The following is a 23,350-nucleotide window of genomic DNA, read 5'->3' as shown; positions in this document are numbered from 1 at the left end:
CGTTCCGTCCCGCCCGCAGCAGTCCGAGAATAGAATGGGCGATTATTCCGTTAAGTCTTACTTAACTGCTTGCTTGTGGGCTGCAACATAAAGTAACTTCACTCGCGATGCGGCGTGGGGTGGAGGCGTGGATGACCGTCGAGGACCGAGGTCTGGGCTCCGGAACCGACGTGCTCATCCGTAAGGTCGACAGTCGCCTGGCCGCGCTCCGCGCCGGGCTGCGGGGCCCCGATCTGGAGCTGGCCGAGGAACTGGCCGCGCGGCTGCGCGAGATGATCCTGGCGACCGCCCGGTCCAGCGCCGCCGACCGCGCCCGGGTCCGGGCCGCCGTGCACTACTTCGTCCAGCGCCGGGAGAGCCGCGACGCCCGGCTGCCGCTGCGCTCCCTCGCCGCCGCCCAGCGCGCCGTCGACCGCGCCGCCCGCCAGCTGGCGACCCCCAACCCCACCCCCTGACCACCCCACCACCCCGGTGATCAAGGAGTTTGCGGCGGGATCGGGCGCGCTCCCGGACACGAACTCCTTGATCAACGCCCGAGAGGCCGGGAAGGCCGGGTGAGGGTAAGGGTGGGTTTTGGGGAAAACGGCCCGGTTCGGTGCCTCTGTGGCGTGTGATCGGTTGCGAAACCAGCGTGTTCTGCGCGCTGTCACCTCGACCGGGAGTACGCGTGCTCGTCCTGCTGATCGTGCACCTGGTGGCGGCGCTGCTCGCCCCGCTGCTGGTCCGCCGGTGGGGTCCGCGCGCCTGCCTGCTGCTCGCGCTCGCCCCGGCCGCCACAGCGGTCTGGGCGGCGGCGCACACCGGTGCGGTACGCGACGGCGGCGAGGTGGTCGAGACGTACCCCTGGATCTCGCAGCTCCAACTCGACGTGGCGCTGCGGGTCACCACGCTGTCCTGGCTGATGCTGCTGCTCGTCGGCGGCGTCGGCGCGCTGGTGCTGGTCTACTCCGCCCGCTACTTCCCGCCCGGGTCGGTCGGGCTGGCCCGGTTCGCCGCCGTCATGGTCGCCTTCGCCGGGGCGATGCTCGGCCTCGTCGTCTCCGACGACCTGCTGCTGCTCTACGTGTTCTGGGAACTGACCACTGTCTTCTCCTACCTGCTCATCGGGCACAGCACCGAGCGCCGGTCCAGCCGGTGGGCCGCCGCGCAGGCGCTCACCGTGACCACGCTGGGCGGGCTGGCCATGCTCGTCGGGTTCCTGCTGCTCGGCCACCACGCCGGGGGCTACCGGTGGTCGGAGGTGGCGGCGGCGCCGCTGCCCGGCGGCGGGTACCTGACCGTCGCGGTGCTGCTCATCCTCGCCGGGGCGCTGGCGAAGTCGGCGGTGTTCCCGTTCAACGCCTGGCTGCCGGTGGCGATGGCCGCCCCGACGCCGGTGAGCGCGTACCTGCACGCGGCGGCGATGGTGAAGGCCGGCGTCTTCCTCGTCGGACTGCTCGCCCCGGTGCTCGCCCCGGTCGGCGGGTGGCGGCCGGTCACAGTGGTCGCCGGCCTGGTCACGCTCGTCATCGGCGGGTGGGCGGCAATGCGGCAGACCGACCTGAAGCTGCTGCTGGCGTACGGGACGGTCAGCCAGCTCGGCCTGCTCATGGTGTTGTTCGGCGCGGGCACCCCGAAGGCGGCGCTGGCCGGCGTGGCGATGCTGGCCGCGCACGCCCTGTTCAAGGCGGCGCTGTTCCTGGTCGTCGGCATCCTCGACCACGAGGCCGGCACCCGCGACCTGCGGGAGCTGTCCGGGGTGGGACGGGCCGCGCCGGTGCTGGCCACCGTCGCCGCGCTGGCCGCCGCCTCGATGGCCGGGGTGCCGCCGCTGCTCGGGTTCGTCGGGAAGGAGGCGGCGCTCGCCGCGTTCACCGGCGATCCACTGGTCCTGATCGTGCTGGTGGTCGGCAGCGCGCTCACCGTCGCGTACAGCATCCGGTTCCTCTGGGGCGCGTTCGGCGCCCGGCCCGGCGTGCCGGACACCGAGCTGGCCCGGCCGCCCGCCGCGATGCTCGTACCCCCCGCTCTGCTCGCCGTGGCCGGCCTCGCCGCTGGTCCGGCCGCCGGGTCGCTGAGCGGCCTGTTCGAGCCGTACGCCGAGCTGCTCGGGCCGGTCGGGGAGCACCTGGCGCTCTGGCACGGACCCACGGCGGCGCTCGGCCTGTCCGCCCTCGTGCTGGCCGGCGGTGTGGTGCTGCACCTCGTCCGCGGCCCGCTGGCGCCCGCGCTGGCCCGGCTGCGCTCGCCGGTGAGCGGCAACCAGGGGTACGAGTGGGTGACGCACGGCTTCGACCGGCTCGCCATCGAGGTCACCGGCGCCACCCAGCGCGGCTCGCTGCCGCAGTACCTCGGCACCGTGCTGCTCGCGCTGGTGTTCGTGCCGGGCGGGGCGATGGTCGCCACCGCGCCGTGGCGGGTCGACCTGGCGGCCTGGGACAGCCCGGCCCAGCTCGTGGTCTGTGTGGTGATCGCGGTCGCCGCGCTGCTCGCGGTCGGCGCGCGCCGCCGGCTCACCGCGATGCTGCTGGTCGGCGTGACCGGCTACGGCACCGCGATGATGTTCGTCCTCTACGGCGCGCCGGACGTGGCGCTCACCCAGTTCCTGGTGGAGACCGCCACGATCGCCGTGTTCGTGCTGGTGCTGCGGCGGCTGCCGGAGCGCTTCTCGGCCCGTCCGCTGCGCCGCAGCCGCTGGGTACGGCGCGGCATCGGGATCGCCGCCGGCGTGGTGATGGCCGGTCTGGCGCTGGCCGCTGCCGGGGCGCGGCGGGCGCCGTCGATCTCCGCGGCCTTCCCCGACCTCGCGGCCGTCGAGGGGTACGGCCGCAACGTCGTGAACGTGACGCTCGTCGACATCCGGGCCTGGGACACGATGGGGGAGATCTCGGTGCTCGTCGTGACAGCGACCGGCGTGGCCAGCCTGATCTACGAGCGTTCCCGCACCGGGCCGCGCCCCCGCCGTCCCCAGCCGGTCGCGTTGCGCGCCGGCGACCGGCGCACGGTGTGGCTGCGCGGCGGGCAGACGCTGCCGGAACGCCGGCGCTCGATCGTGTTCGAGGTGATCACCCGGCTGATCTTCCACACCGTCCTGATCTTCTCCCTGTTCCTGCTCTTCTCCGGGCACAACGCCCCGGGCGGCGGCTTCTCCGGCGGGCTCGTCGCCGGGCTCGCGCTGTCCCTGCGTTACCTGGCCGGCGGCCGGTACGAGCTGGCCGAGGCGGCACCGGTCGGGGCCGGCACGGTGCTCGGCGCGGGTCTGGGCATCTCGGTCGGCAGCGGTGTGCTCGGCCTCGCGCTCACCGGTGAGGTGCTCCAGAGCGTGAAGGTCAACCTGTGGCTGCCGGTGGTCGGCGACTTCTACCTGGTCACGTCGCTGTTCTTCGACATCGGCGTCTACCTGGTGGTGGTCGGGCTGGTGCTGGACATCCTGCGCAGCCTGGGCGCCGAGGTGGACCGGCACGTCGAGGCCGCGGGCGAGGCGGGGCACGGGCTGGTCGTCCAGCGGGAGTCCTCATGATGAGGGGAGCGGCCGGGCCGACGCTGGTGCTGGTGCTGGCGGTCGGGGTGCTCGTCGCCGCCGGTGTCACGCTGCTGCTGGAACGCAGCCTGACCCGGATCCTGCTCGGCATCATCCTGCTCGGCAACGGCGTGAATTTGCTCATCCTGCTCGGCGGCCGGTCCGGCGCCGCACCGCTCGTGGGTTCCACCTCGCAGAGCGCGATGAGCGACGCGCTGCCGCAGGCCATGGTGCTCACCGCCGTGGTGATCACGTTCGGGTTGACCGCGTTCCTGCTCGCTGTCGCCTACCGGAGCTGGTACACCAGCGGCGACGACGAGGTGCAGGACGACCTGGAGGACCGGCAGATCGTGCGGCTCGCCGAGAGCAACGAGGTGTCCACGGCGGACCTCGGCGGCGAGGGCCCGGACGACGACCCGGAGCAGGTGGACCCGGAGCCGGCCCGCCGGCGGCTGCGCCGGGGCGGTGAGGCGCAATGAGGACCCTCGTGCCGTTGCCGGTGGTGGTGCCGCTGCTCGGCGCGGCGCTCACCCTGCTGCTGTCCGGCCGGCCCCGGTTGCAGCGCTCGGTGAGCGTGCTCTGCCTGTCCAGCGTCCTGGTGGTGGCGGCGGTGCTGCTGGTGCAGGCGTACCGGTTCGGGCCGGTGGTGGTGCAGGTGGGCGGCTGGCCGGCGCCGGTGGGCATCGTGCTGGTGGCGGACCAGCTGGCGGCGCTGATGGTGCTCGTCTCCTCGGCGGTGACGCTGTGCGTGCTGATCTACTCGATCGGCCAGGGCCGGGGGGAGACCGGTGAGACGGCGCCGGTGAGCATCTTCCACCCCACGTACCTGGTGCTGACCGCGGGCGTGACGAACGCCTTCCTGGCCGGTGACCTGTTCAACCTCTTCGTCGGTTTCGAGATCCTGCTGGCCGCGAGCTTCGTGCTGATCACGCTGGGCGGCACCGAGGTGCGGTTGCGGACCGGATCGACGTACGTGGTGGTCAGCATCCTGTCGTCGCTGCTGTTCCTGTCCGCCGTGGGGCTGGTGTACACGGCCACCGGCACGCTGAACATGGCGCAGCTCGCCGGCCGGCTGGACGCGCTGCCGTCGGGCGTACGTCTGACCCTGCAACTGACGCTGCTGCTCGCGTTCGGGATCAAGGCGGCGGTGTTCCCGCTGTCGGCGTGGCTGCCGGACAGTTACCCGACCGCGCCCGCCCCGGTCACCGCGGTCTTCGCCGGCCTGCTCACCAAGGTCGGCGTGTACGCGATCATCCGCACCGAGACGCTGCTGTTCCCCGGCGGGCAGGTCGCCACGCTGCTGATGGTGGTGGCCGGGCTGACCATGGTGGTCGGCATCCTCGGCGCGGTGGCCCAGTCGGACCTGAAGCGGCTGCTCTCCTTCACGCTGGTGAGTCACATCGGCTACATGATCTTCGGGGTGGCGCTGAGCAGCGTCGCCGGACTGTCCGGGGCGATCTTCTACGTGGTGCACCACATCACCATCCAGACCACGCTGTTCCTGGTCGCCGGCCTGGTCGAGGAACGCGCGGGCAGCACCGACCTGCGCCGTATCGGCGGCCTGGCGCGGATCGCCCCGATGCTCGGCGTGCTCTTCTTCGTCCCCGCGATGAACCTCGCCGGCATTCCGCCGTTCTCCGGCTTCCTGGGCAAGCTCGGCCTGCTCCAGGCCGGCGTGGCGGCAGGCGGGGCGCTGCCCGCCGTGCTGGTCGCGGCCGGCACGCTGACCAGCCTGCTCACGCTCTACGCCGCCTCCCGGGTGTGGAACATCGCGTTCTGGCGGGAGCCCCGGCTGGCCACCGCCACCCCGCCGGCCCGGCTGCCCGGGCTGATGGTCGGGGCGACCACCGCCCTGGTGGCGCTGGGCGTGCTGTTCACGCTGCTGGCTGGGCCGCTGTTCCAGGTCACCGCGGACGCAGCCACCGACCTGCGCGAGCGCACCCCGTACGTGCGGGCGGTCCTGCCCCGGGACGTGCCGTGACCGACGACCTGCCCCCGGGCGCGGGGGCGACCGGTGAGCCCGCGGGCGTACCCCGGGCCGCGCCCGCACCGGACGCGCCGGCGCCGACGGTCGGCCGGGGTGGGCGGCGGCGGGACCAGGCGGTCGCGCTCGCCTGGCTGGTCGTCGCCTGGATGCTGCTGTGGGGCGACGTGTCCTGGGGCAACCTGTTCGCCGGCCTGGTGGTCGGCGTGGCCGTGCTGCTGTTCTTCCCGCTGCCGCCGGTCACGTTCGGCGGCCGGGTACGCCCCCGCGCGCTGCTGGTGTTCGCTGCCACGTTCGTGGTGGAGCTGATCAGCGCCAGCGTGCACGTGGCCGGCGTGGCGTTGCACTTCGGCTACCGCCCGCGCGGCGCGATCATCGCGGTGCCGCTGCGCGTGCGCACCGATCTCAACCTGGCGCTCACCGCCGAGGTGATCTCGCTGGTGCCGGGCACGCTGATCCTCGACGTCGACCGGGCCGAGGGCGTGCTCTACGTGCACCTGCTCGACGTGCGCGGACCCGAGGACATCACCGCCAGCCGCGAGCGCGTGCTCGCCGTCGAACGGCGCATCGTGCGCGCCATCGGATCTCCCGACGAGGTACGCCGGCTCGACATCGAGCCCGTGGAACGGAGGAACCACCAGTGACAGTCCTGCTCGCCGTCGCGCTCACCGTGCTGCTCTCGGCCACCGCGCTGCTCGCCCTGGCCCGGATCTACCGCGGCCCGTCCCTGCTCGACCGGGTCGTCGGCGCCGACCTGCTGCTGTCGGCGATGCTCGCCGCGGTGGGGGCGGAGGCCGCTGTGAACCGGCACGCCACCACGCTGCCCGTCCTGGTGGTGCTCTCCCTGCTCGGCTTCATCGGGTCGGTGTCGCTGGTGCGCTTCGCGGTCCGGGCCGAGTCATGAGTGCGGCCACCCTGGCGGACTGGGTGGGTGGGGTGCTGCTGCTGGCCGGGGCGGCGCTGGCCCTGGTCGCCGGCATCGGGCTGGTGCGCTTCCCGGACGTCCTGGACCGGATGCACGCGGCCACCAAGCCCCAGGTGCTGGGCGTCCTGCTGCTGCTGGCCGGGCTGGCGCTGCGCCTGCGTACCCCCTCGGATCTGGGCATGCTGGTCCTGGTGGCGATCTTCCAGCTCTCCACCGCGCCGGTGGCCGCGCAGATGATCGGCCGGGCCGCGTACCGCTCCGGGCGGGTCGACCGCACGCTGCTGGACGCCGACGAACTGGCCGGGCGCTGAACCGGACGTGCGGGAGGCTTCCCGGCACCCTCAGCGAACATCCAGCGTCCCCCGATAAAATGGGCGGCATGATCGACTCTCCTGCCCCGGAGGGCAGCAGTAGCCGGCCGGGTCATACCCGGCGAATTCCCTCCCCGACGACCCCGGGAGCCCTGAACCTCCCGTGTTGATCCTCGTCGGTCTCCTTCTCATCACCGTCCTCACCGCCGCCACCGGTTACTTCGTGGCCCAGGAGTTCGGTTACGTCGCCGTGGACCGGGGCAAGCTCAAGCAGCTCGCCGACGGTGGCGACCGTGCCGCGGCCCGGGCCCTGGAGGTGACCGGGCGGCTCTCGTTCATGCTGTCCGGCGCGCAGCTCGGCATCACCGTGACCGCCCTGCTGGTCGGTTACGTCGCCGAGCCGTACCTGGGCGCCGGGCTGGCCGACCTGCTCGGCCTGGCCGGGCTGTCCAGCTCGGTGTCGCTGCCGCTGTCGGTTGCCCTCGCCCTGATCATCGCCACGGTGGTGCAGATGGTCCTCGGCGAGCTGGCCCCGAAGAACCTGGCCATCGCGCGGGCCGAGCCGCTCGCCCGGGCGCTGTCCCGGTCCACCCTGATGTACCTGAAGATCGCCGGTCCGCTGATCACGCTGTTCGACCGGGCCGCCGTACGGCTGCTCCGCCGGGTCGGCATCGAGCCGATCGAGGAGCTGCCCAGCGGCGCCACCCCACAGGACCTGGAACAGATCATCGCCGAGTCCCGGGAGGAGGGGCATCTCGACGCCGAGATGTCCGACCTGCTGGACCGGGGTCTGGACTTCCGGGAGCTGACCGCCGGGGAGGCGATGGTGCCCCGGGTCGACGTGCACACCGTCCGGGCCGACGAGCCGGTCAGCCGGATCGTCGAGCTGCTGGACACCGGCCACTCCCGGTTCCCGGTCAGCGGCGCCGAGGGCGTCGACGACCTGATCGGCGTGGTCGGCATCGCCGACGTGCTCGGGGTGCCCCCGGCGCAGCGCGCGACCACCCGGGTCGACGCGGTGGCCGTACCCCCGTTGCTGGTGCCCGAGACGTTGCCGCTGCCGACGGTGCTGGACCGCCTGCGGTCCGGGCACCGGCAGCTCGCCTGCGTGGTCGACGAGTACGGCGGCTTCGCCGGCGTGATCACGCTGGAGGACCTGGCCGAGGAGCTGGTCGGGCCGATCCGCGACGAGGACGACCCGCCGGACCGGGCCGCGGCCCGGCAGGAGGACGGCTCCTGGGTGGTCCCGGCGCGCTGGCGCATCGACGAGGTCGCCGACAGCACCGGCATCGAGCTGCCCGAGGCGCCCGAGTACGACACGCTCTCCGGTCTGGTGATGCGGGAGCTGGGCCGGGTGCCCGAGGTCGGTGACCGGCTGGAGATCCCGGTCGCCACCGACGGCGACCGGCCGGCCGGCGGCCGGCGGGTGCTGGTCGAGGTGCTGGCGGTGGACCGGCATGTGGCCGACTCGGTGCGGCTGCGGCCGACCGCCGACGTGTCCGGGGAGGGTGCCGCATGAGCGCCGGGTTCGCGTTGCTCTTCTCCGTGGTGCTGCTGGCGCTCAACGGGTTCTTCGTGGCCGCCGAGTTCGCGCTCGTCGCGGCCAAGCGGTACCGGCTGGAACAGGCGGCGGCCGGTGGTGGCCGGGCGGCCCGCGCGGCGCTGGACGGCGTCCGCGAGCTGAGCCTGATGCTGGCCGGCGCACAGCTGGGCATCACGCTGTGCACGCTGGGTCTGGGCGCGCTGGCCGAACCGGCCATCGAGCACCTGCTCAGCCCGCTGCTGCACGCGGTCGGCCTGCCCGAGGCGGTCAGTCACGTGGTCGCGCTGGTGTTCGCGCTGTCCCTCGTGACGTTCCTGCACCTGGTGGTCGGCGAGATGGCCCCGAAGTCGTGGGCGATCACCGACGCGGAGCGGTCGGCGATGCTGCTGGCGCTGCCGTTCCGGGCGTTCGCCCGGATCGTCCGGCCGGTGCTGTCCGTGCTCAACGGGCTCGCGAACGCGATGCTGCGCCTGTTCGGGGTGCAGCAGCAGGACCAGTTGGCCCAGGTGCACGGTCCGGACGAGCTGCGCATCCTGCTGGAGCAGTCCCGGGAACACGGGCTGCTCGGCGCCGAGCAGCACCAGCTGCTCAGCAGCATGCTGGAGCTCCAGGGCACCACTGTCGCCCAGGTGATGGAGCCGTTCGACCGGATCGTCACGGTGGGCCGGGGCGAGACCGCCGAGCGGATCGAGCACGTCTCCCGCGACAGCGGCCGCTCCCGGCTGGCGGTGGTCGACAGCGGTGGCGAGGTGTGTGGCCTGGTGCACGTACGCGAGGCCGTGCGGGCCGTCACCACTGGCCGCCCGGCGACCGCTGAGGAGCTGATGACCAGCGCCTTCACGCTGCCGGCCGAGGCGTCGGTGACCGAGGCGGTGGCCGCGATGCGGGCCCGGCAGGCGCAGCTCGCGCTGGTGAGCAACGGCGGTGGGCCGACCCGGCCGATCGGCTTCGTCGCGCTGGAGGATCTCCTGGAGGAGGTCATCGGCGAGTTCGACGACGAGACCGACCCGGTGCCGCGAGGCCGCCGGATGCGCTGAGCGTCGTGACGCCGGCCCGGCGAGGTGGGAGACCACCCCGCCGGGCCGGCGTCCGTTCCGGCCGGGCATGGCCGGGCGGGCAGCGGGAAAGCCCCGGCATGCGGCTGACCGGCGTGTCGCGGGACTCCGCCTGGACCGGGCTCTCGGTGAGCACCACGGTGCCCAACCCGAGCACCCGGCCGGGCCTGCGCCTGCCGGGCCGGGTGACGCTGAGCGCCGGTGGCTCGGACGTGCCGGTCCGGCACATCCGGCTGGGGCTGGTGACCCAGGTCGAACCGGAGGACCCGGAGGCGCCGCGCCGCCTGGTGCAGTTCCAGACGTGGACGATCGCGGGACGGTTCGTGGTGCCGGCCGGGCGGCGGCGCGCGGTCGACTTCGCCGTGCCGCTGGCCTGGGAGTCGCCGGTGACCACGTACGGCGGGGTGCCGTTGCTGAGTCTGCGTACCGGGCTGCGCACCGAGGTGTCGGTGGACCCGGAGGTGGACCAGGGCGCGATGGTGCCGGTGCTGATCCACCCGCTGCCCACCCAGGAGCACGTGCTCGCCGCGCTGGACACGCTCGGCTTCGCGATCCGTCAGGCGGGGCTGCGGGACGGCCGGCTGCCGGGCGTGGAGCAGACGCTGCCGTTCCAGCAGTGGTACGGGTTCTGGGCCGCCCCGCTGTACGCCGGCCCGATGACCGAACTCGAAGTGATCATGCTGACCGACCCGGCCGGCATGGAGGTGCTGCTCTGGCTGGACCGGCGGCTCTCCCTGGCCGGGATCACCCACCAGAGCATCAGCCGGTTCCGGGTCTGGCACGCCGGGGCCGACCAGCGGGACTGGGTGGCCACCGTGGACGGCTGGCTGCGGCACGCCATCGACAGGCACGCGGCGGCCGCCGCGCACGCCGACTGGTCCGCGACGATCCGCGAGTCGGCGCACGTCAGCCGCCGCCCCGACCGGCCCGTGGCACCGGGCTACGGGCTCGGTGGGACGGCCGGTGGCGCGGGCGTCGGCGGTGGTGGCGGAGGCGGCGACGGCAGCTGAGCGGCGGCGCCCGTCAGCCGGCGGCGAGCTTGAGGCTGAAGCCGAGGAACAGCACCGCGACCGCTGTGGTGCCGCTCGCGGCGAGCCGGCGGCGCTGCCGGAACTGGGCCGCCAGGTACGTGCCGGTGAAGATCAGCACGGTCAGGTAGAGCGCGCTGGCGACCTGTGCGATCAGTCCGAGCAGCAGGAACGACAGCGCCGGCCACGCGTACCCGGGGTCGACGAACTGGATGAAGAACGAGACGAAGAACAGGATCGCCTTCGGGTTGAGCAGGCTGATCACCAGCGCCCGCCGGAACGGCTCCCGCTGCTCCGCCGGCTCCACCTCGTCGATCAGGCGCGGCGTGGCCGGGTCGTTGCGGTCGCGCCAGCGCCGCCAGGCGCCGCGCAGCATGGCCAGCCCCAGATACCCGAGGTACGCCGCGCCGGCGTACTTGATCACCAGGTAGAGCGGCGGGTACGCCTGGAGCAGCGAGGCCACCCCGGCGGCGGAGAGGACCATCAGCACCGCGTCGCCGACGAACACCCCGGCCGCGGCCCGGTAACCGGTGGCCACGCCCCGGCGGGCGGCGGTGGCCAGCACGAAGATCGAGTTCGGGCCGGGCAGCAGCACGATCGCCACGGTGCCCAGCACGTACGTCCAGATGTCGGTGATCCCTAGCACGCCGGACATCATGACGCCGCGCCTGCCGTCGGGCGAAGCCTTTCCCGCAGGCTGACCTGTGCCTTCGGCCACTCCTGCGCGAGCATGGAGTACTGCACGGTGTCCCGCCAGGAGCCGTCGGCGCGCTGCTTGTGCTGCCGCAGCACGCCCTCCCGGCTCGCGCCGAGCCGTTCGATCGCCCGCTGCGAGCGTTCGTTGCGGATGTCGGTGTGCCAGACCACGCGGACCGCGTCCAGGTCGTCGAAGGCCCGGCGCAGCAGCAGCAGCTTCGCCTCGGTGTTGACGCCGGTACGCCACCACGGGCGGCCCAGCCAGGTGTGGCCGATCGCCAGCGACCGGCGGACCGGGTCGATCTCGTAGTAGGAGGTCGTGCCGATCACCGCGCCGGTGACGGCGCAGCGCTGCGTCCAGCACACCTGCTCGCCGCGCTCCTGCGCGTCCAGGTAGCCGGCGACCACCCGGCGCATCTCGGCGGCGCCGGTCGGCTGCGTCCCGCCCAGGTGCCGCCAGACCTCGGGGTCGGCGGTGGCGGCGTACAGCTCGTCGGCGTGGGCGAGGTCGAGCGGCTCCAGCACGACGTGCTCGCCGCGCAGCACCGCCGGCTCGTGCCACGGCGAGCGGGCCGCCCGCAGGTACGTCGGCACCGCCGCGCTCACCCCGGGAGCCGGTTCGGGGCGGCCGGGCGTGAGGCGCAGCGGCACCACACCGGCCCAGTACGGCAGCGCCTCGTCGGCCGGCTCGTCGTTGACCCCGCCGGTGCGCATCCGTACCGACACCTCGCGCAGCGGCAGCGCCAGTACCGCCGTCTCGGCCAGCTCACGCCGGTTCGGCGGGCGGCTGTCGGCGGACCGGCCGGCGGCCACCTTCTCCACCAGCGCGGTCATCACCGCGGCCTTCTCGGCGGCGTCGTCGACCAGCCGGGCGGTGCCGTGCGCCACCACCGACCGGTAGTTGGCGCTGTGGTGGAACTGGGAGCGGGCGTAGATCAGCCCGTCGAGGTGGGTGACGGCGACGCAGACCGGCAGCCCGGCCTCGCCCCGGGCGGCCAGCAGCGGCCGGCTGCCGGTGGACCCGTGCAGGTAGAGCGTGTCGCCGAGGCGGACGTGCAGCGTCGGCAGGACGCGCGGCTCACCGTCCACCGTGAACGCGAGCGCGCAGTGGTACGCCTCGTCGAGCAGCGTGTGGGCGGTGGCCCGGTCGTAGTGCATCCGGTCGCGGGCACGGCTGGCGGTGGTGCGTTCGGTCGGGGGGTACACGTGACATCCCACCTTTGTTCTAGTACAATCTCCGAACTGTGGCAGCACATTATCAGATCGTCGGGTCCACCTCGGCCGCGATTTCGGCAAGCGTCGAAGCCGGCATCCGCACCGGTGATCTCGCCCCGGGCGACGCACTGCCCGCGGTCCGCGCCCTCGCCGCCGACCTCGGCGTCAGCCCGGCCACAGTCGCGAAGGCGTACCAGGAACTGCGGCAGCGCGGCCTGGTCGCGACCGCCGGCCGGCACGGCACCCGGGTCCGCCCCCGCCCGCCGGTCGCCGCCCGCCGCGCCGAGCTGCTGCCCCCGCCGCTGGCCGGTGGCCGCGACCTCTCCGCCGGTCAGCCGGACCCCCGGCTGCTGCCCCCGCTCGGGCCGCACCTGGCCGCGCTCGCCGCCGAGAACGGACCCCCCGGCGGGTACGCGACCGACGCCGTGCTGCCCGACCTGGCCGCCCTGGCCCGGGACCGGCTCGCCGCGGACGGGGTGCCGGCCGCCGACCTGACCGTCACCGGCGGCGCGCTCGACGGCATCGAACGGCTGCTCGCCGCCCACCTGCGCCCCGGTGACGCGGTGGCGGTGGAGGACCCGGGCTGGGCCAACCTGCTCGACCTGATCGCCGCGCTCGGGCTGCGTACCGTCGGGGTGCCGGTGGACGACGAGGGCCCCACGGCCGGCGGCGTCCGAGCGGCGCTGGCCGCCGGGGTCCGGGCACTCGTGGTGACCAGCCGGGCGCAGAACCCGACCGGCGCGGCCGTCTCCGCCGCCCGGGCCGACGCGCTGCGGACGCTGCTCGCCGGCCGGGCCGACCTGCTGCTGATCGAGGACGACCACGCCGCCGAGCTGGCCCGCGTACCCCTGCACCCGCTCGCCGGGGCGACCCCGGCGTGGGCCTTCGTCCGGTCGGTGAGCAAGCCCTACGGGCCCGACCTGCGGCTGGCGGTGCTGGCCGGCGACGAGGCCACAGTGGCCCGGGTGGCCGGTCGGGCCCGGGTCGGCGCCGGCTGGGTCTCCACGGTGCTGCAACGCCTGGTCGTGTCGCTCTGGCGCGACCCGGCCACCGCCGGGCTGGTGCGGCGCGCGGCGGACAGCTACGACCGGCGGCGCGACGGGCTGGTGGCCGCGCTCGCCGCGCGCGGGGTGGCCGCGCACGGGCGTACCGGGATCAACGTCTGGGTGCCGGTGCCCGACGAGACGGTGGCGGTCACGACGCTGCGCGACGCCGGCTGGTCGCTCGCCCCCGGCGGCCTGTACCGGATCGCCGCCGCCCCCGCCGTGCGCGTCTCGGTGAGCGCGCTGGACGAAACAGACATCCCCGCGCTCGCCGACGCGCTCACTGCGGGAAGGAAGGGCCCCCTATTAACGCATTCGGTATAGGAAGGGCCCCTTCCTAACACCTCCGGACAGCGCGGCGGGCCGCTCGCGTGGGCGGCGGCGGACGGGGTAGAACGATCGGCATGGCCGAGACCGAGAGCGCCCCCGGAGCGCAGGAGTTCATCCCGCCGTCGGCGGACACCATCGACGAGCTGCGCGCCGCGGCGGGCGGCTGCCGGGGCTGCGACCTGTACCGGGACGCCACCCAGACCGTCTTCGGCCGCGGTGACGAACACGCGCGCGTGGTCTTCGTCGGCGAGCAGCCGGGCGACATCGAGGACCAGAAGGGACTGCCGTTCGTCGGCCCGGCCGGGCGGCTGCTGCGCAAGGCCGTCGACGACGCCGCGCTCGACCCCGCCCAGATCTACCTGACGAACGCCGTGAAGCACTTCCGGTTCGAGATGCGCGGCAAACGGCGCATCCACCAGACCCCGGACCGGGTGCACGTCACCGCCTGCCGGCCCTGGCTGGTCGCCGAGTTCGCCCGGCTGCGCCCGGAGATCGTGGTGGTGCTCGGCGCCACCGCCGCCAAGGCGCTGCTCGGCCCGTCGTTCCGGGTGACGAAGCAACGCGGCGAGCTGATGCCCTGGCCGGCCGCCGCCCAGCACCCGGAGGACTTCGAGCGGGTACCGGTGGACCGGACGGGCCGGGTCGCCGACGCCCCGGCGGCCCGGCTGCTCGCCACCATCCACCCGTCCGCGGTGCTGCGCGCCGACAACCAGGACGTCGCGTACGAGGGCCTGGTCGCCGACCTGAAGGTGGCCGCGAAGGCGCTGAGCTGAGTCAGGCGCGCTGCTGCCAGGTGCAGAGGCAGACCCGGTTGCCGTCCGGGTCGGCGAGCACCCAGAAGCTCGGCGCCTCCGCGTCGCTGACGAGCGTGCCGCCGGCCGCCAGCGCCGCCGCGATGCGCGCGTCCACCTCGGCCGGGTCGACCCACACGTCCGGATGCCACCGCTGCCGGGGCTCGTCCCGGCCGGAGCGCTGGAACCACACCGTCGGCAGCACGCCGTCCGGGTCGCGCACCTCGTCGTCGTCGGGGCCCCGGCCGCCCGGCGACTGCCAGGCCAGGACCGCCCGCCAGAACGGCAGCACCGCCGCGTGCTCCGGAGTGTCCAGCGCAAGTTCCAGGCGGGACAGCCCGGCCGCCGACAGGGTCAGTCCGGCGTCGGCGGCCAGCGCCGAGATCGTCCGGGCCAGCCGCAGGTCACGCTGGGTCACGCCGCCTGCGTCGTGCGACCACAGCCGCACGTCCACGTGGGTGTAGCGCAGGTCCAGGTCCGGATGATGGTCGACCCGCTCGGCCTCCGCGCCCACCGCGGCCACCAGCGCCAGTCCGGCCGCGAAATCGGGGGTACGGATGCGCGTCTGCAACGCCCCCAGCAGGTACGTCCACCCGTCCAGCCCGGCCTCGGCGACCTGTTTCCCCGTGAGTGTGCTCATCCCGCCATCCTGGTCCACCGCGCGGCGGCGGGCCACCCTGCCCGGTTCGCCCCTGTCCGGCGCGGGTGAGCGGTGCCAGACTGGCCGGCATGGAGCAGCATCTCTACGAGCCCGTGCACGACGAGTTCCGCGACCTGTGCCGCCGGTTCCTGACCCGGGAGGCGGTGCCGCACCACGAGCGCTGGGAGGCCGACGGGATCGTCGACCGGGAGGTGTGGCGGGCCGCGGGCGCGGCCGGGCTGCTCGGCCCGGACGTGGACCCGGAGTACGGCGGCGGCGGGCAGCACGACTTCCGGTTCAACGCGGTGCTGGACGAGGAGATCGTCGCGGCCGGGTGCACCGGTCTGGGGTTCGGGCTGCACAACGACGTGGTCGCGCCGTACCTGACCGAGCTGACCACCGGCGACCAGCGCAAGCGGTGGCTGCCGGGCTTCTGCTCCGGCGACCTGGTCACCGCCATCGCGATGAGCGAGCCGGGCGCGGGCAGCGACCTGGCGGGCATCCGCACCACAGCGGTCCGCGACGGCGACAGCCTGGTCCTCAACGGGCAGAAGACGTTCATCACCAACGGTGAGATGGCCGACCTGGTGGTCGTGGTGGTCAAGACCGCGCCGGACCAGGGCGCGCACGGGGTGAGCCTGGTCGTGGTGGAGAACGGCACGCCGGGCTTCAGCCGGGGCCGCCGGCTCGCCAAGGTCGGGTTGAAGGCCAACGACACCGCCGAGCTGTTCTTCGACGACTGCCGGGTGCCGGCGGAGAACCTGATCGGCACCGAGAACCACGGCTTCTACCACCTGATGGCCAATCTGCCCCGGGAACGGCTGAGCATCGCCGTCGCAGCGGTGGCGGCCTGCGAGAAGCTGCTCGCGCTGACGATCGAGTACGCCCGCTCCCGCGAGGCGTTCGGCCGGCCGATCGGCCGGTTCCAGCACAACCGGTTCCTGCTGGCCGAGCTGGACACCGAGGTCACCATCGCGCGGACGTTCGTCAACCACTGCGTCACCGAGTTCAACGCGGGCCGCCTGTCGGTGACCGACGCGGCGAAGGCCAAGTGGTGGACCACCGAGTTGCAGACCAAGGTGGCCGACCGGTGCGTGCAACTGCACGGCGGCTACGGCTTCATGCTGGAGTACCCGGTGGCGAAGGCGTGGCTGGACAGCCGGGTGCAGACCATCTACGGCGGCACCACCGAGATCATGAAGGAGATCATCGGCCGGAGCCTCGGCCTGTAGCGAAACCGGGTTGCCGATCGAACGGACCGGCGGGGGAGGATGGGACCATCCGTCCCCACCAGGAGCGCGCATGTCCACCGACCTGACCGCGCCGGCCCCGCCCCGGCCCGACGTCGCCGGCATCCAGCGGCGTACCGTCCGGCTGCTGTTCCTCACCCAGATCATCGGCGGCATCGGCGTCACCATCGGCATCTCGGTCGGCGCGCTGCTCGCCGCCCGGGTCGCCGGCACCGCCCTGGCCGGGCTGGCGCAGAGCGCCGGGGTGGTCGGCGCCGCGCTGCTCGCCATCCCCGTCACCCGGCTCATGGCCGCCCGTGGCCGCCGGCCCGGGCTGGTCCTCGCGTACGTGGTCGGTGCGGTCGGCGGTGTGCTGGTGGTGGTCGCCACCGTGATGCGCCTGGTGCCGTTGCTCTTCGTCGGCATGCTGCTGTTCGGCGGCGGCACGGCGGCCAACCTCCAGGCCCGCTACACAGCGGTGGACCTGGCCGAGCCGCAGCGCCGCGGGCGGCAACTCTCGCTGGTGGTCTGGGCCACCACCATCGGCGCGGTGGCCGCGCCGAACTTCGCCGCGCTCGCCGACGAGACCACCCGGGGCTGGGGCCTGCCGGCGCTGGCCGGCCCGTTCGCGTTCAGCGCCGTCGCGTTCACGCTCACCGCCGTCGTACTCCTGGTCCTGCTGCGGCCGGACCCGCTGCTCACCGCGCGCCGGCTGACGGCGGCCGAGCCGGCACCCGGCGCCGCACCGGCGGTCACCCGCCGCGGTGGCATGGTCGCCGCGTGGCGCACGGTACGCGGGCGGCCGGCCGCCCGCCTCGGCATCGCCGCGGTCGCGGTGGGGCACCTGGTGATGGTCGCGGTGATGTCGATGACGCCGGTGCACCTCGGCGAGTGGCACTCCGACGCGGACGTGCTGCGCGTGGTCGGCGTCGTGCTCAGCCTGCACATCGCCGGCATGTACGCGCTGTCGCCGGTGGTGGGGTGGCTCACCGACCGGGTCGGCCGCCGGCCGGTGATCCTCGGCGGGGTGGCGCTGCTGCTGGCCGCGTGCGCGGTGTCCGGCACCGCGGGGCACCACACGCCGCTGCTGTCGGTGGGGCTGGCGCTGCTCGGGCTGGGCTGGTCGGGCACGATGGTGGCGGGCTCGACGTTGCTGTCGGAGTCGGTGCCCGCCGCCGACCGGCCCGGCGTGCAGGGCCTGTCCGACCTGCTCATGGGGCTGGCCGGGGCGGGCGCGGCGGCGGCGAGCGGGTTCGTCATGCGAGCCGTGGGGTACCCGACGCTCACCCTGTTGTCGGCGATCGCGGTGGTGCCGCTGGTGGCGCTGGCGCTGCGCCGTACCGGTACGCAACCACTCGACGAGGAGGACTGAACACGTGCGGCTGACCGACTTCTGGACGCGGCTGGAGGAGGCGTTCGGCCCCGGCTACGCGGCCAGCATCGCCAGGGACCAGGTGCTGTCCCAGCTCGGCGGGCGGACCATCGAGCAGGCGCTCGCGGCCGGTGAGCAAACGCACGTGGTGTGGCGCGCCGTGGTCGCCGCCTACCCGGACCGGGTGCCCGCCCGACTACGCTGAGCAGCCTTTTCGTCGATCCCGCGTGTCGCTTGCCCAGTCGTACACCTGTTCGGCTATTGTCCACAGCGGGGTGCTCGTCCACAGCTCACGGCCCGTCGGCTGGTTTTCTGTCGGACCCAGCGCCTAGCGTGTCCCGCGTGACGCGAAGCTCAGGAAAGACGCCGGCGAAGGCAGGGGTGGCAACGATGGCAGCAGGGCCTGACCGGGAGAAGGCGCTCGACCTTGCTCTCGCTCAGATCGACAAGCAGTTCGGCAAGGGTTCGGTGATACGGCTGGGGGAGCGGCCCGTCGTGCAGACGGCTGTCATCCCGACCGGCTCCATCGCGCTCGACGTGGCGCTCGGCGTGGGCGGTCTGCCCCGCGGCCGGGTGGTCGAGATCTACGGTCCGGAGTCCAGCGGTAAGACCACCGTCGCCCTGCACGCGGTGGCGAACGCCCAGCGCGCCGGCGGCATCGCCGCGTTCATCGACGCCGAGCACGCGCTCGACCCGGAGTACGCGCGGGCCCTCGGCGTCGACACCGATGCCCTGCTGGTCTCCCAGCCGGACACCGGCGAGCAGGCGCTGGAGATCGCGGACATGCTGGTCCGTTCCGGCGCGATCGACATCATCGTGATCGACTCGGTGGCGGCCCTGGTGCCGCGCGCCGAGATCGAGGGCGAGATGGGCGACAGCCACGTCGGCCTCCAGGCCCGGCTGATGAGCCAGGCGCTGCGGAAGATCACCGGTGTGCTCAACAACACCGGCACCACCGCGATCTTCATCAACCAGCTCCGCGAGAAGATCGGCGTGATGTTCGGCAGCCCGGAGACCACCACCGGTGGCCGGGCGCTGAAGTTCTACGCCTCGGTCCGGCTCGACGTGCGCCGCATCGAGAGCCTCAAGGACGGCACCGACGTGGTCGGTAACCGCACCCGGGTCAAGGTCGTGAAGAACAAGGTCGCCGCGCCGTTCAAGCAGGCCGAGTTCGACATCATGTACGGCAAGGGCATCTCCCGCGAGGGCTCGCTGATCGACGTCGGCGTGGAGCAGGCGATCATCCGCAAGTCCGGCGCCTGGTACACCTACGACGGTGACCAGCTCGGCCAGGGCAAGGAGAAGGCCCGCGAGTTCCTCCGCGAGAACCCGGACGTGGCAGCCGAGATCGAGAAGAAGATCCTGGAGAAGCTCGGCGTCGGCACCGGCGGTGCTGGTGACGCCACCGGTGGCCCGGAGCTGCCGCCGGTCGACTTCTGATCCGCTGACCCGTGGCAGGACGACGCGCCCGTACGGGCCGGGGCTGGGATGCCGGCCCTCCCCGTACGGGCGACGCCACAGGTACGCCCCGGCCTCGCCGGGGACGCCGTGATCGCGCGGCGGAGCCCGATGCAGGGGAGGCTCCGGCTCCGCCGCGCGACGAGGCCGAGGTGGCCCGGGAGATCTGCCTGCGGCAGCTCGCGGTGCGCCCGCGCACCCGGGCCGAGCTGGCCGGCGCGCTGGCCCGCCGCGGCATCTCCGAGGAGGTCGCCGAGCAGGTCCTCGACCGTTACGACGAGGTCGGCATCGTCGACGACGCCGCCTTCGCGCGCGCCTGGGTGAGCAGCCGGCACAACGGCCGCGGGCTGGCCCGCCGGGCGCTCGCCAACGAGTTGCGCCAGCGCGGCGTCGACGGCGAGGTGGCCGGCGCGGCCCTGGACGGGCTGGACGAGGAGACCGAGGCGCAGACCGCCCGCGCCCTGGTGGAGCGCAAGCTGCGCAGCACCCGGGGCGAGCCGGACGCGGTGTTCCGGCGCCTGGTCGGCATGCTGGCGCGCAAGGGCTACCCGGCCGGGGTGGCGATCCGGGCGGTGAAGGACGCGCTGGCCGCGCAGAGCGCCGAGGCGGCCGAGTTCGCCGAGCACATCGACGCCGACGCGATGGCCGACGCCGAGAACGACCTCGACTCCCGCCGGCTCGACTGACCGACCGGCCGCCCCCGTCGCGGTCGCCGTCCCGAGGAGAGGCGCACACCGGTGCTGAAGGCGTGTCTCAACGGCACACGACGGCGGGACGAGCACCCCGCCGTGCCGCTCACCCCGGCCGAACTGGCCGCCGACGCGGTGCGCTGCGCGACCGCCGGGGTGGCGGCAGTGCACGTGCACCCGCGCGACGCAAGCGGCGCCGAGTCGCTCGGCCCGGCGGTGATCGCCGAGGCGGTCACCGCCATCCGCGACGCCCGTCCCGGCCTGCCGGTCGGCGTGAGCACCGGCGCGTGGATCGTCCCCGACCCGGCCGAGCGGGTCGCCGCCGTCCGCGCCTGGACGGTGCTGCCCGACTTCGCCTCGGTGAACGTCCACGAACCCGGAGCGGCCGAGGTCGCCGCCGCCCTCCATGGGCGCGGCGTGATGGTCGAGGCCGGTCTGTGGACGCCGGCGGCTGTCGACGCCTGGCGCCGCTGGTCCGCGCCGACCGGGCGGATCCTCGTCGAGTGCATGGCCGAGCAGGTCGAGACGGCACTCGCCGACGCGGCGGCGATCCTCGCCGCGCTGCCCGGCGAGCGCCCGCCGGTGCTGCTGCACGGCGAAGGGCCTGCCACCTGGCCGGTGTACGCCGAGGCGGTCCGGCGCGGTCTGCACACCCGGATCGGCCTGGAGGACACGCTGCTGCTGCCCGACGGCACCCAAGCCCCCGACAACGCCACCCTGGTAACCGCGGCCCGAGCCACCGCCGCTCGCTGACCCACCCACCCCGCCCCACCCACCCAGGCCGACCCCGCCCGGCCCGGCCCACCCCGCTCGGGCCCTCATCCGCTCCAGCACTGTTGATCATGAACTTAGCGGCACTTCCCGTCCGTTTTGTCCAGGCCAACTTCATGATCGCGCCCGCCAACCTCATGATCGTGCGGGGAGGGGCGGGTCAGGAGCCGCCGCGCCTTCCTCGGCCGGCGTGCCCTGCGGGCGACTCGCTCGACCCGGCGCGGTGATCAAGGAGTTCGTGTCACCGGGAAGGCCGTGGGCGGACGCCAACTCCTTGATCGTGCGGGGCGGTGGCGGGTGGCGTCGACGGGGGAGGGGGCCTGAGCAGGTCGGGAGCGGCGAAGGGCGGCGCTGTGCGACGGGGTTTGTCCGGGCCTGTCCGTCATCTGATCACCAATGAGTGACGCTGTAACTTCGCTCCGTCCGGGTGGTTTGATCATGACTCCTTGACCGAACGGCCCCTCGCGACCTAGCCTCGCCATACAGGCTCACTTTGCCCGACCAGCGCAGGCTAAGCGCACAACATAGATCTCGTAACAGAACAGCATCACTTTGGCCAGCTACACCGGCCCTTGACGGGCGCTCCGGAGACTTCGGAGCCTCCGACAACTGCAACCGGCCCGCCAGCGGTGCCCCGCAGGGGACACCGCCGACGGAAAGCTGCCCACAGCCAGCCGCTCCGGTCGGGCGTCCAGAGCCGCAGGCGCGTGTCCTTCGCGCGTGTCCTGCGGCGCCGACGTTCAGGGGGAGGCGGCCATGGCAGGGCGGCACAGGTTCACCGGCGGTCTGCCACACGGCCCCGATCCCTCCCCGGCGGGTGACAGCCCGGCCACCGGGCCCCGACCGGCCGGCGGCCCCGGCCGGGCCACCGGAGCAGGGCGGCACGGCGACACGGGCCGGGCCACCGGAGCAGGGCGGAAGCACGACGCCGGAGTGCGGCGGGCGAGCGTGTCCGCGTACCGGTGCGGAGCGGCTCGATGAGCGCCTTCGACGTCGTCCTCCTTCTGGTCGTGCTGCTGCTGGTCGTGGTGGTGGTCGGCGCCGTGCTGTTCGGCGTGCGGACCCTCAAGCGGCTCAGCCTGGCGCCCGCGCCGGAGGATCCGGCCTTCATCGCGGAGAAGGACCGGCAGGAGCAGTCCCTCGCGGCGTTGCGGACGGCCGCCGACGAGGTGAACAGCACCATCGACGTGGCGAAGTCCGCGGCCTCGGCGGCACGGGCCGAGGCGGCCGCCGCCAAGGCGGAGGCGAAGGCGGCCCGGGCCGAGGCGCGGCGGGTGCTCGACGACGCCCGCGCCGAGGCGGACACGGTGCTGGAGCGGGCGCACAAGCAGGCCGAGGCGGACGCCGAGCAGTTGCGCGCCACCGCGCGGCGCAGCGGCGAGCGGGAGGTGGCGGTACTGGCCGCCACCACCCGGGAGCAGGCGGCCGAGGTGGAACGCCGGGCCGCCCGGATGGACGAGCGGGAGCGGCTGCACACCGAGGAGGTGGAGCGCCTGGCCGAGCGGGAGCGGCAGCTCACCGCCGCCACCGCGGCGCTCGCCGCCCGGGAGGCCGCCCTGGCCGAGCGCGAGCTGGCGCTGACCGAGGTGGAGGAGCAGCGCCGCCGGGAGCTGGAGCGGGTGGCCGGGCTGACCGCCGACGCGGCCCGCGCCGAGCTGGTCGACTCGATCGAGGGGCAGGCGAAGCGGGAGGCCGCGCTGCTGGTCCGGGAGATCGAGGCGGACGCCCGGGGCAGCGCCGAGCAGCGCGCCCGCAACATCGTGGTGGACGCCATCCAGCGGGTGGCAAGCGAGCAGACCGCGGAGAGCGTGGTCAGCGTGCTGCACCTGCCTGGCGACGAGATGAAGGGGCGCATCATCGGCCGGGAGGGGCGCAACATCCGCGCCTTCGAGTCGGTCACCGGCGTCAACCTGATCATCGACGACACCCCCGAGGCGGTGCTGCTGTCGTGCTTCGACCCGGTACGCCGGGAGGTCGGCCGGGTCACGCTGGAGAAGCTGGTGCTCGACGGCCGGATCCACCCGCACCGGATCGAGGAGGTCTACGACCTGGCCCGGCAGGAGGTGGAGGAGCTGTGCCTCCGGGCCGCCGAGGACGCGCTGGTCGAGGTCGGCATCACCGAGATCCACCCGGAGCTGGTCACGCTGCTGGGCCGGTTGCGCTACCGGACGTCGTACGGGCAGAACGTGCTGAAGCACCTGGTGGAGACCGCGCACATCGCCGGGGTGATGGCCGCCGAGCTGCGGCTGGACGTGCCGACGATCAAGCGGTGCGCGTTCCTGCACGACATCGGCAAGGCGCTCACCCACGAGGTGGAGGGCAGTCACGCGATCATCGGCGCGGACGTGGCCCGCAAGTACGGCGAGAGCGAGGACGTGGTGCACGCCATCGAGGCGCACCACAACGAGGTGCCGCCGCAGACCATCGAGGCGGTGCTGACCCAGGCGTCGGACGCCTGCTCGGGCGGGCGGCCGGGCGCGCGGCGGGAGAGCCTTGAGGCGTACGTCAAGCGGCTGGAGCGGATCGAGGAGATCGCGGCCGGCAAGCTGGGCGTGGAGAAGGTCTTCGCCATGCAGGCGGGCCGGGAGATCCGGGTGATGGTCAAGCCGGACGACGTGGACGACATCGGCGCGGCGGTGCTGGCCCGGGACGTGGCCAAGCAGATCGAGGAGGAGCTGACCTATCCGGGTCAGATCCGGGTGACAGTGGTGCGCGAGTCCCGGGTCACCGAGATCGCCCGCTAGACCGGCAAGACCGAGAACGGGCGGGTG

The 23,350-nt window shown here is 73.7% G+C and carries 22 protein-coding genes; 19 read left to right on the top strand and 3 right to left on the bottom strand.

Going from position 1 to position 23,350, the window contains the following annotated elements; all coding sequences use genetic code 11:
* Positions 1–131: 131 nt before the first annotated feature.
* The 10 genes from ABIH81_RS00360 (at position 132) to ABIH81_RS00315 (ending at position 10,327) form a co-directional block, all read left to right on the top strand.
* On the top strand, positions 132–455 hold the full coding sequence (locus tag ABIH81_RS00360; protein ID WP_349878406.1) for a hypothetical protein: 324 nt from the start codon (positions 132–134) through the stop codon (positions 453–455).
* A gap of 212 nt (positions 456–667) precedes the next feature.
* Positions 668–3,499: a Na+/H+ antiporter subunit A gene (locus ABIH81_RS00355; RefSeq protein WP_349878405.1), complete on the top strand. Its 2,832-nt coding sequence runs from the start codon at positions 668–670 to the stop codon at positions 3,497–3,499.
* Positions 3,496–3,978, top strand: a complete 483-nt coding sequence (locus tag ABIH81_RS00350; protein WP_349878404.1) for a Na(+)/H(+) antiporter subunit C — start codon at positions 3,496–3,498, stop codon at positions 3,976–3,978. The genes ABIH81_RS00355 and ABIH81_RS00350 overlap by 4 nt, the downstream gene beginning before the upstream one ends.
* A complete protein-coding gene (locus ABIH81_RS00345; protein ID WP_349878402.1) occupies positions 3,975–5,480 on the top strand; it encodes a Na+/H+ antiporter subunit D in 1,506 nt (501 codons plus the stop codon). Before ABIH81_RS00350 ends, ABIH81_RS00345 begins: the two co-directional genes overlap by 4 nt.
* Positions 5,477–6,127, top strand: a complete 651-nt coding sequence (locus tag ABIH81_RS00340; RefSeq protein WP_349878400.1) for a Na+/H+ antiporter subunit E — start codon at positions 5,477–5,479, stop codon at positions 6,125–6,127. Before ABIH81_RS00345 ends, ABIH81_RS00340 begins: the two co-directional genes overlap by 4 nt.
* Positions 6,124–6,387, top strand: coding sequence for a monovalent cation/H+ antiporter complex subunit F (locus tag ABIH81_RS00335; RefSeq protein ID WP_120571077.1), 264 nt, complete (start codon positions 6,124–6,126; stop codon positions 6,385–6,387). Before ABIH81_RS00340 ends, ABIH81_RS00335 begins: the two co-directional genes overlap by 4 nt.
* Positions 6,384–6,719 carry a monovalent cation/H(+) antiporter subunit G gene (mnhG, locus tag ABIH81_RS00330; protein WP_349878399.1) on the top strand — a complete coding sequence of 112 codons (336 nt, stop codon included), beginning with the start codon at positions 6,384–6,386 and terminating at the stop codon, positions 6,717–6,719. Before ABIH81_RS00335 ends, mnhG begins: the two co-directional genes overlap by 4 nt.
* 163 nt (positions 6,720–6,882) lie before the next feature.
* A complete protein-coding gene (locus ABIH81_RS00325) occupies positions 6,883–8,238 on the top strand; it encodes a hemolysin family protein (protein ID WP_349878397.1) in 1,356 nt (451 codons plus the stop codon).
* Positions 8,235–9,299: a hemolysin family protein gene (locus ABIH81_RS00320; RefSeq protein ID WP_349878396.1), complete on the top strand. Its 1,065-nt coding sequence runs from the start codon at positions 8,235–8,237 to the stop codon at positions 9,297–9,299. The genes ABIH81_RS00325 and ABIH81_RS00320 overlap by 4 nt, the downstream gene beginning before the upstream one ends.
* 98 nt (positions 9,300–9,397) lie before the next feature.
* A complete protein-coding gene (locus ABIH81_RS00315) occupies positions 9,398–10,327 on the top strand; it encodes a sporulation protein (protein WP_349878395.1) in 930 nt (309 codons plus the stop codon).
* Positions 10,328–10,340: 13 nt separating this feature from the next.
* Here ABIH81_RS00315 and leuE read toward each other — a convergent pair whose 3' ends face one another.
* Together leuE and ABIH81_RS00305 are read right to left on the bottom strand one after the other, a co-directional pair.
* On the bottom strand, positions 10,341–11,003 hold the full coding sequence (gene leuE, locus ABIH81_RS00310; RefSeq protein WP_349878393.1) for a leucine efflux protein LeuE: 663 nt from the start codon (positions 11,001–11,003) through the stop codon (positions 10,341–10,343).
* A complete protein-coding gene (locus ABIH81_RS00305; RefSeq protein ID WP_349878391.1) occupies positions 11,000–12,247 on the bottom strand; it encodes a bifunctional pyridoxamine 5'-phosphate oxidase family protein/GNAT family N-acetyltransferase in 1,248 nt (415 codons plus the stop codon). Before ABIH81_RS00305 ends, leuE begins: the two co-directional genes overlap by 4 nt.
* A gap of 38 nt (positions 12,248–12,285) precedes the next feature.
* On the opposite strand from ABIH81_RS00305, the gene ABIH81_RS00300 reads away from it, so the two are divergent.
* A complete protein-coding gene (locus ABIH81_RS00300; protein ID WP_349878390.1) occupies positions 12,286–13,623 on the top strand; it encodes an aminotransferase class I/II-fold pyridoxal phosphate-dependent enzyme in 1,338 nt (445 codons plus the stop codon).
* Positions 13,624–13,703: 80 nt separating this feature from the next.
* Positions 13,704–14,402 (top strand): UdgX family uracil-DNA binding protein, encoded by a 699-nt coding sequence (locus ABIH81_RS00295; RefSeq protein ID WP_349878389.1) that lies wholly within the window; start codon positions 13,704–13,706, stop codon positions 14,400–14,402.
* Position 14,403: 1 nt separating this feature from the next.
* On the opposite strand, the gene ABIH81_RS00290 is transcribed toward ABIH81_RS00295, so the two are convergent.
* Entirely contained in the window at positions 14,404–15,060 is a 657-nt protein-coding gene (locus ABIH81_RS00290) for a 4a-hydroxytetrahydrobiopterin dehydratase (protein WP_349878388.1), read from the bottom strand.
* Positions 15,061–15,149: 89 nt separating this feature from the next.
* Here ABIH81_RS00290 and ABIH81_RS00285 point away from each other — a divergent pair, with 89 nt between their 5' ends.
* The 7 genes from ABIH81_RS00285 (at position 15,150) to rny (ending at position 23,323) form a co-directional block, all read left to right on the top strand.
* Entirely contained in the window at positions 15,150–16,292 is a 1,143-nt protein-coding gene (locus ABIH81_RS00285) for an acyl-CoA dehydrogenase family protein (RefSeq protein WP_349878387.1), read from the top strand.
* Positions 16,293–16,362: 70 nt separating this feature from the next.
* Positions 16,363–17,661 carry an MFS transporter gene (locus ABIH81_RS00280; RefSeq protein WP_349878386.1) on the top strand — a complete coding sequence of 433 codons (1,299 nt, stop codon included), beginning with the start codon at positions 16,363–16,365 and terminating at the stop codon, positions 17,659–17,661.
* Positions 17,662–17,665: 4 nt separating this feature from the next.
* The gene (locus ABIH81_RS00275) at positions 17,666–17,866 is read left to right on the top strand and encodes a DUF3046 domain-containing protein (RefSeq protein ID WP_030504158.1); all 201 of its coding nucleotides are present in this window, start codon (positions 17,666–17,668) and stop codon (positions 17,864–17,866) included.
* A 185-nt stretch (positions 17,867–18,051) separates the two neighbouring features.
* Positions 18,052–19,101, top strand: a complete 1,050-nt coding sequence (gene recA, locus ABIH81_RS00270; protein ID WP_349878385.1) for a recombinase RecA — start codon at positions 18,052–18,054, stop codon at positions 19,099–19,101.
* A gap of 11 nt (positions 19,102–19,112) precedes the next feature.
* Complete coding sequence (locus tag ABIH81_RS00265) at positions 19,113–19,805, top strand: regulatory protein RecX (RefSeq protein WP_349878384.1); 693 nt, start codon at positions 19,113–19,115, stop codon at positions 19,803–19,805.
* A gap of 51 nt (positions 19,806–19,856) precedes the next feature.
* Complete coding sequence (locus ABIH81_RS00260) at positions 19,857–20,561, top strand: 3-keto-5-aminohexanoate cleavage protein (RefSeq protein ID WP_349878382.1); 705 nt, start codon at positions 19,857–19,859, stop codon at positions 20,559–20,561.
* Between the two features lie 995 nt (positions 20,562–21,556).
* Positions 21,557–23,323 carry a ribonuclease Y gene (gene rny, locus ABIH81_RS00255; protein WP_349878380.1) on the top strand — a complete coding sequence of 589 codons (1,767 nt, stop codon included), beginning with the start codon at positions 21,557–21,559 and terminating at the stop codon, positions 23,321–23,323.
* The last annotated feature ends 27 nt before the right edge of the window (positions 23,324–23,350 follow it).

The sequence above is a fragment of the Micromonospora sp. HUAS YX12 genome, from assembly GCF_040215685.1.
Classification (GTDB): Bacteria; Actinomycetota; Actinomycetes; order Mycobacteriales; family Micromonosporaceae; genus Micromonospora; species Micromonospora tulbaghiae.
Note: the sequence above shows the minus strand (reverse complement) of the source record. Positions and strands in the feature narration are given on the sequence as shown.

Bases quoted from the DNA above. Each gene is read 5' to 3' on its own strand.
- ABIH81_RS00345 (WP_349878402.1), top strand. From the start codon at position 3,975: ATGAGGACCCTCGTGCCGTTGCCGGTGGTGGTGCCGCTGCTCGGCGCG.
- ABIH81_RS00290 (WP_349878388.1), bottom strand. From the start codon at position 15,060: ATGAGCACACTCACGGGGAAACAGGTCGCCGAGGCCGGGCTGGACGGG.
- ABIH81_RS00320 (WP_349878396.1), top strand. From the start codon at position 8,235: ATGAGCGCCGGGTTCGCGTTGCTCTTCTCCGTGGTGCTGCTGGCGCTC.
- leuE (WP_349878393.1), bottom strand. From the start codon at position 11,003: ATGATGTCCGGCGTGCTAGGGATCACCGACATCTGGACGTACGTGCTG.
- ABIH81_RS00295 (WP_349878389.1), top strand. From the start codon at position 13,704: ATGGCCGAGACCGAGAGCGCCCCCGGAGCGCAGGAGTTCATCCCGCCG.
- mnhG (WP_349878399.1), top strand. From the start codon at position 6,384: ATGAGTGCGGCCACCCTGGCGGACTGGGTGGGTGGGGTGCTGCTGCTG.
- ABIH81_RS00285 (WP_349878387.1), top strand. From the start codon at position 15,150: ATGGAGCAGCATCTCTACGAGCCCGTGCACGACGAGTTCCGCGACCTG.
- ABIH81_RS00350 (WP_349878404.1), top strand. From the start codon at position 3,496: ATGATGAGGGGAGCGGCCGGGCCGACGCTGGTGCTGGTGCTGGCGGTC.
- ABIH81_RS00280 (WP_349878386.1), top strand. From the start codon at position 16,363: ATGTCCACCGACCTGACCGCGCCGGCCCCGCCCCGGCCCGACGTCGCC.
- recA (WP_349878385.1), top strand. From the start codon at position 18,052: ATGGCAGCAGGGCCTGACCGGGAGAAGGCGCTCGACCTTGCTCTCGCT.
- rny (WP_349878380.1), top strand. From the start codon at position 21,557: ATGAGCGCCTTCGACGTCGTCCTCCTTCTGGTCGTGCTGCTGCTGGTC.
- ABIH81_RS00360 (WP_349878406.1), top strand. From the start codon at position 132: ATGACCGTCGAGGACCGAGGTCTGGGCTCCGGAACCGACGTGCTCATC.
- ABIH81_RS00315 (WP_349878395.1), top strand. From the start codon at position 9,398: ATGCGGCTGACCGGCGTGTCGCGGGACTCCGCCTGGACCGGGCTCTCG.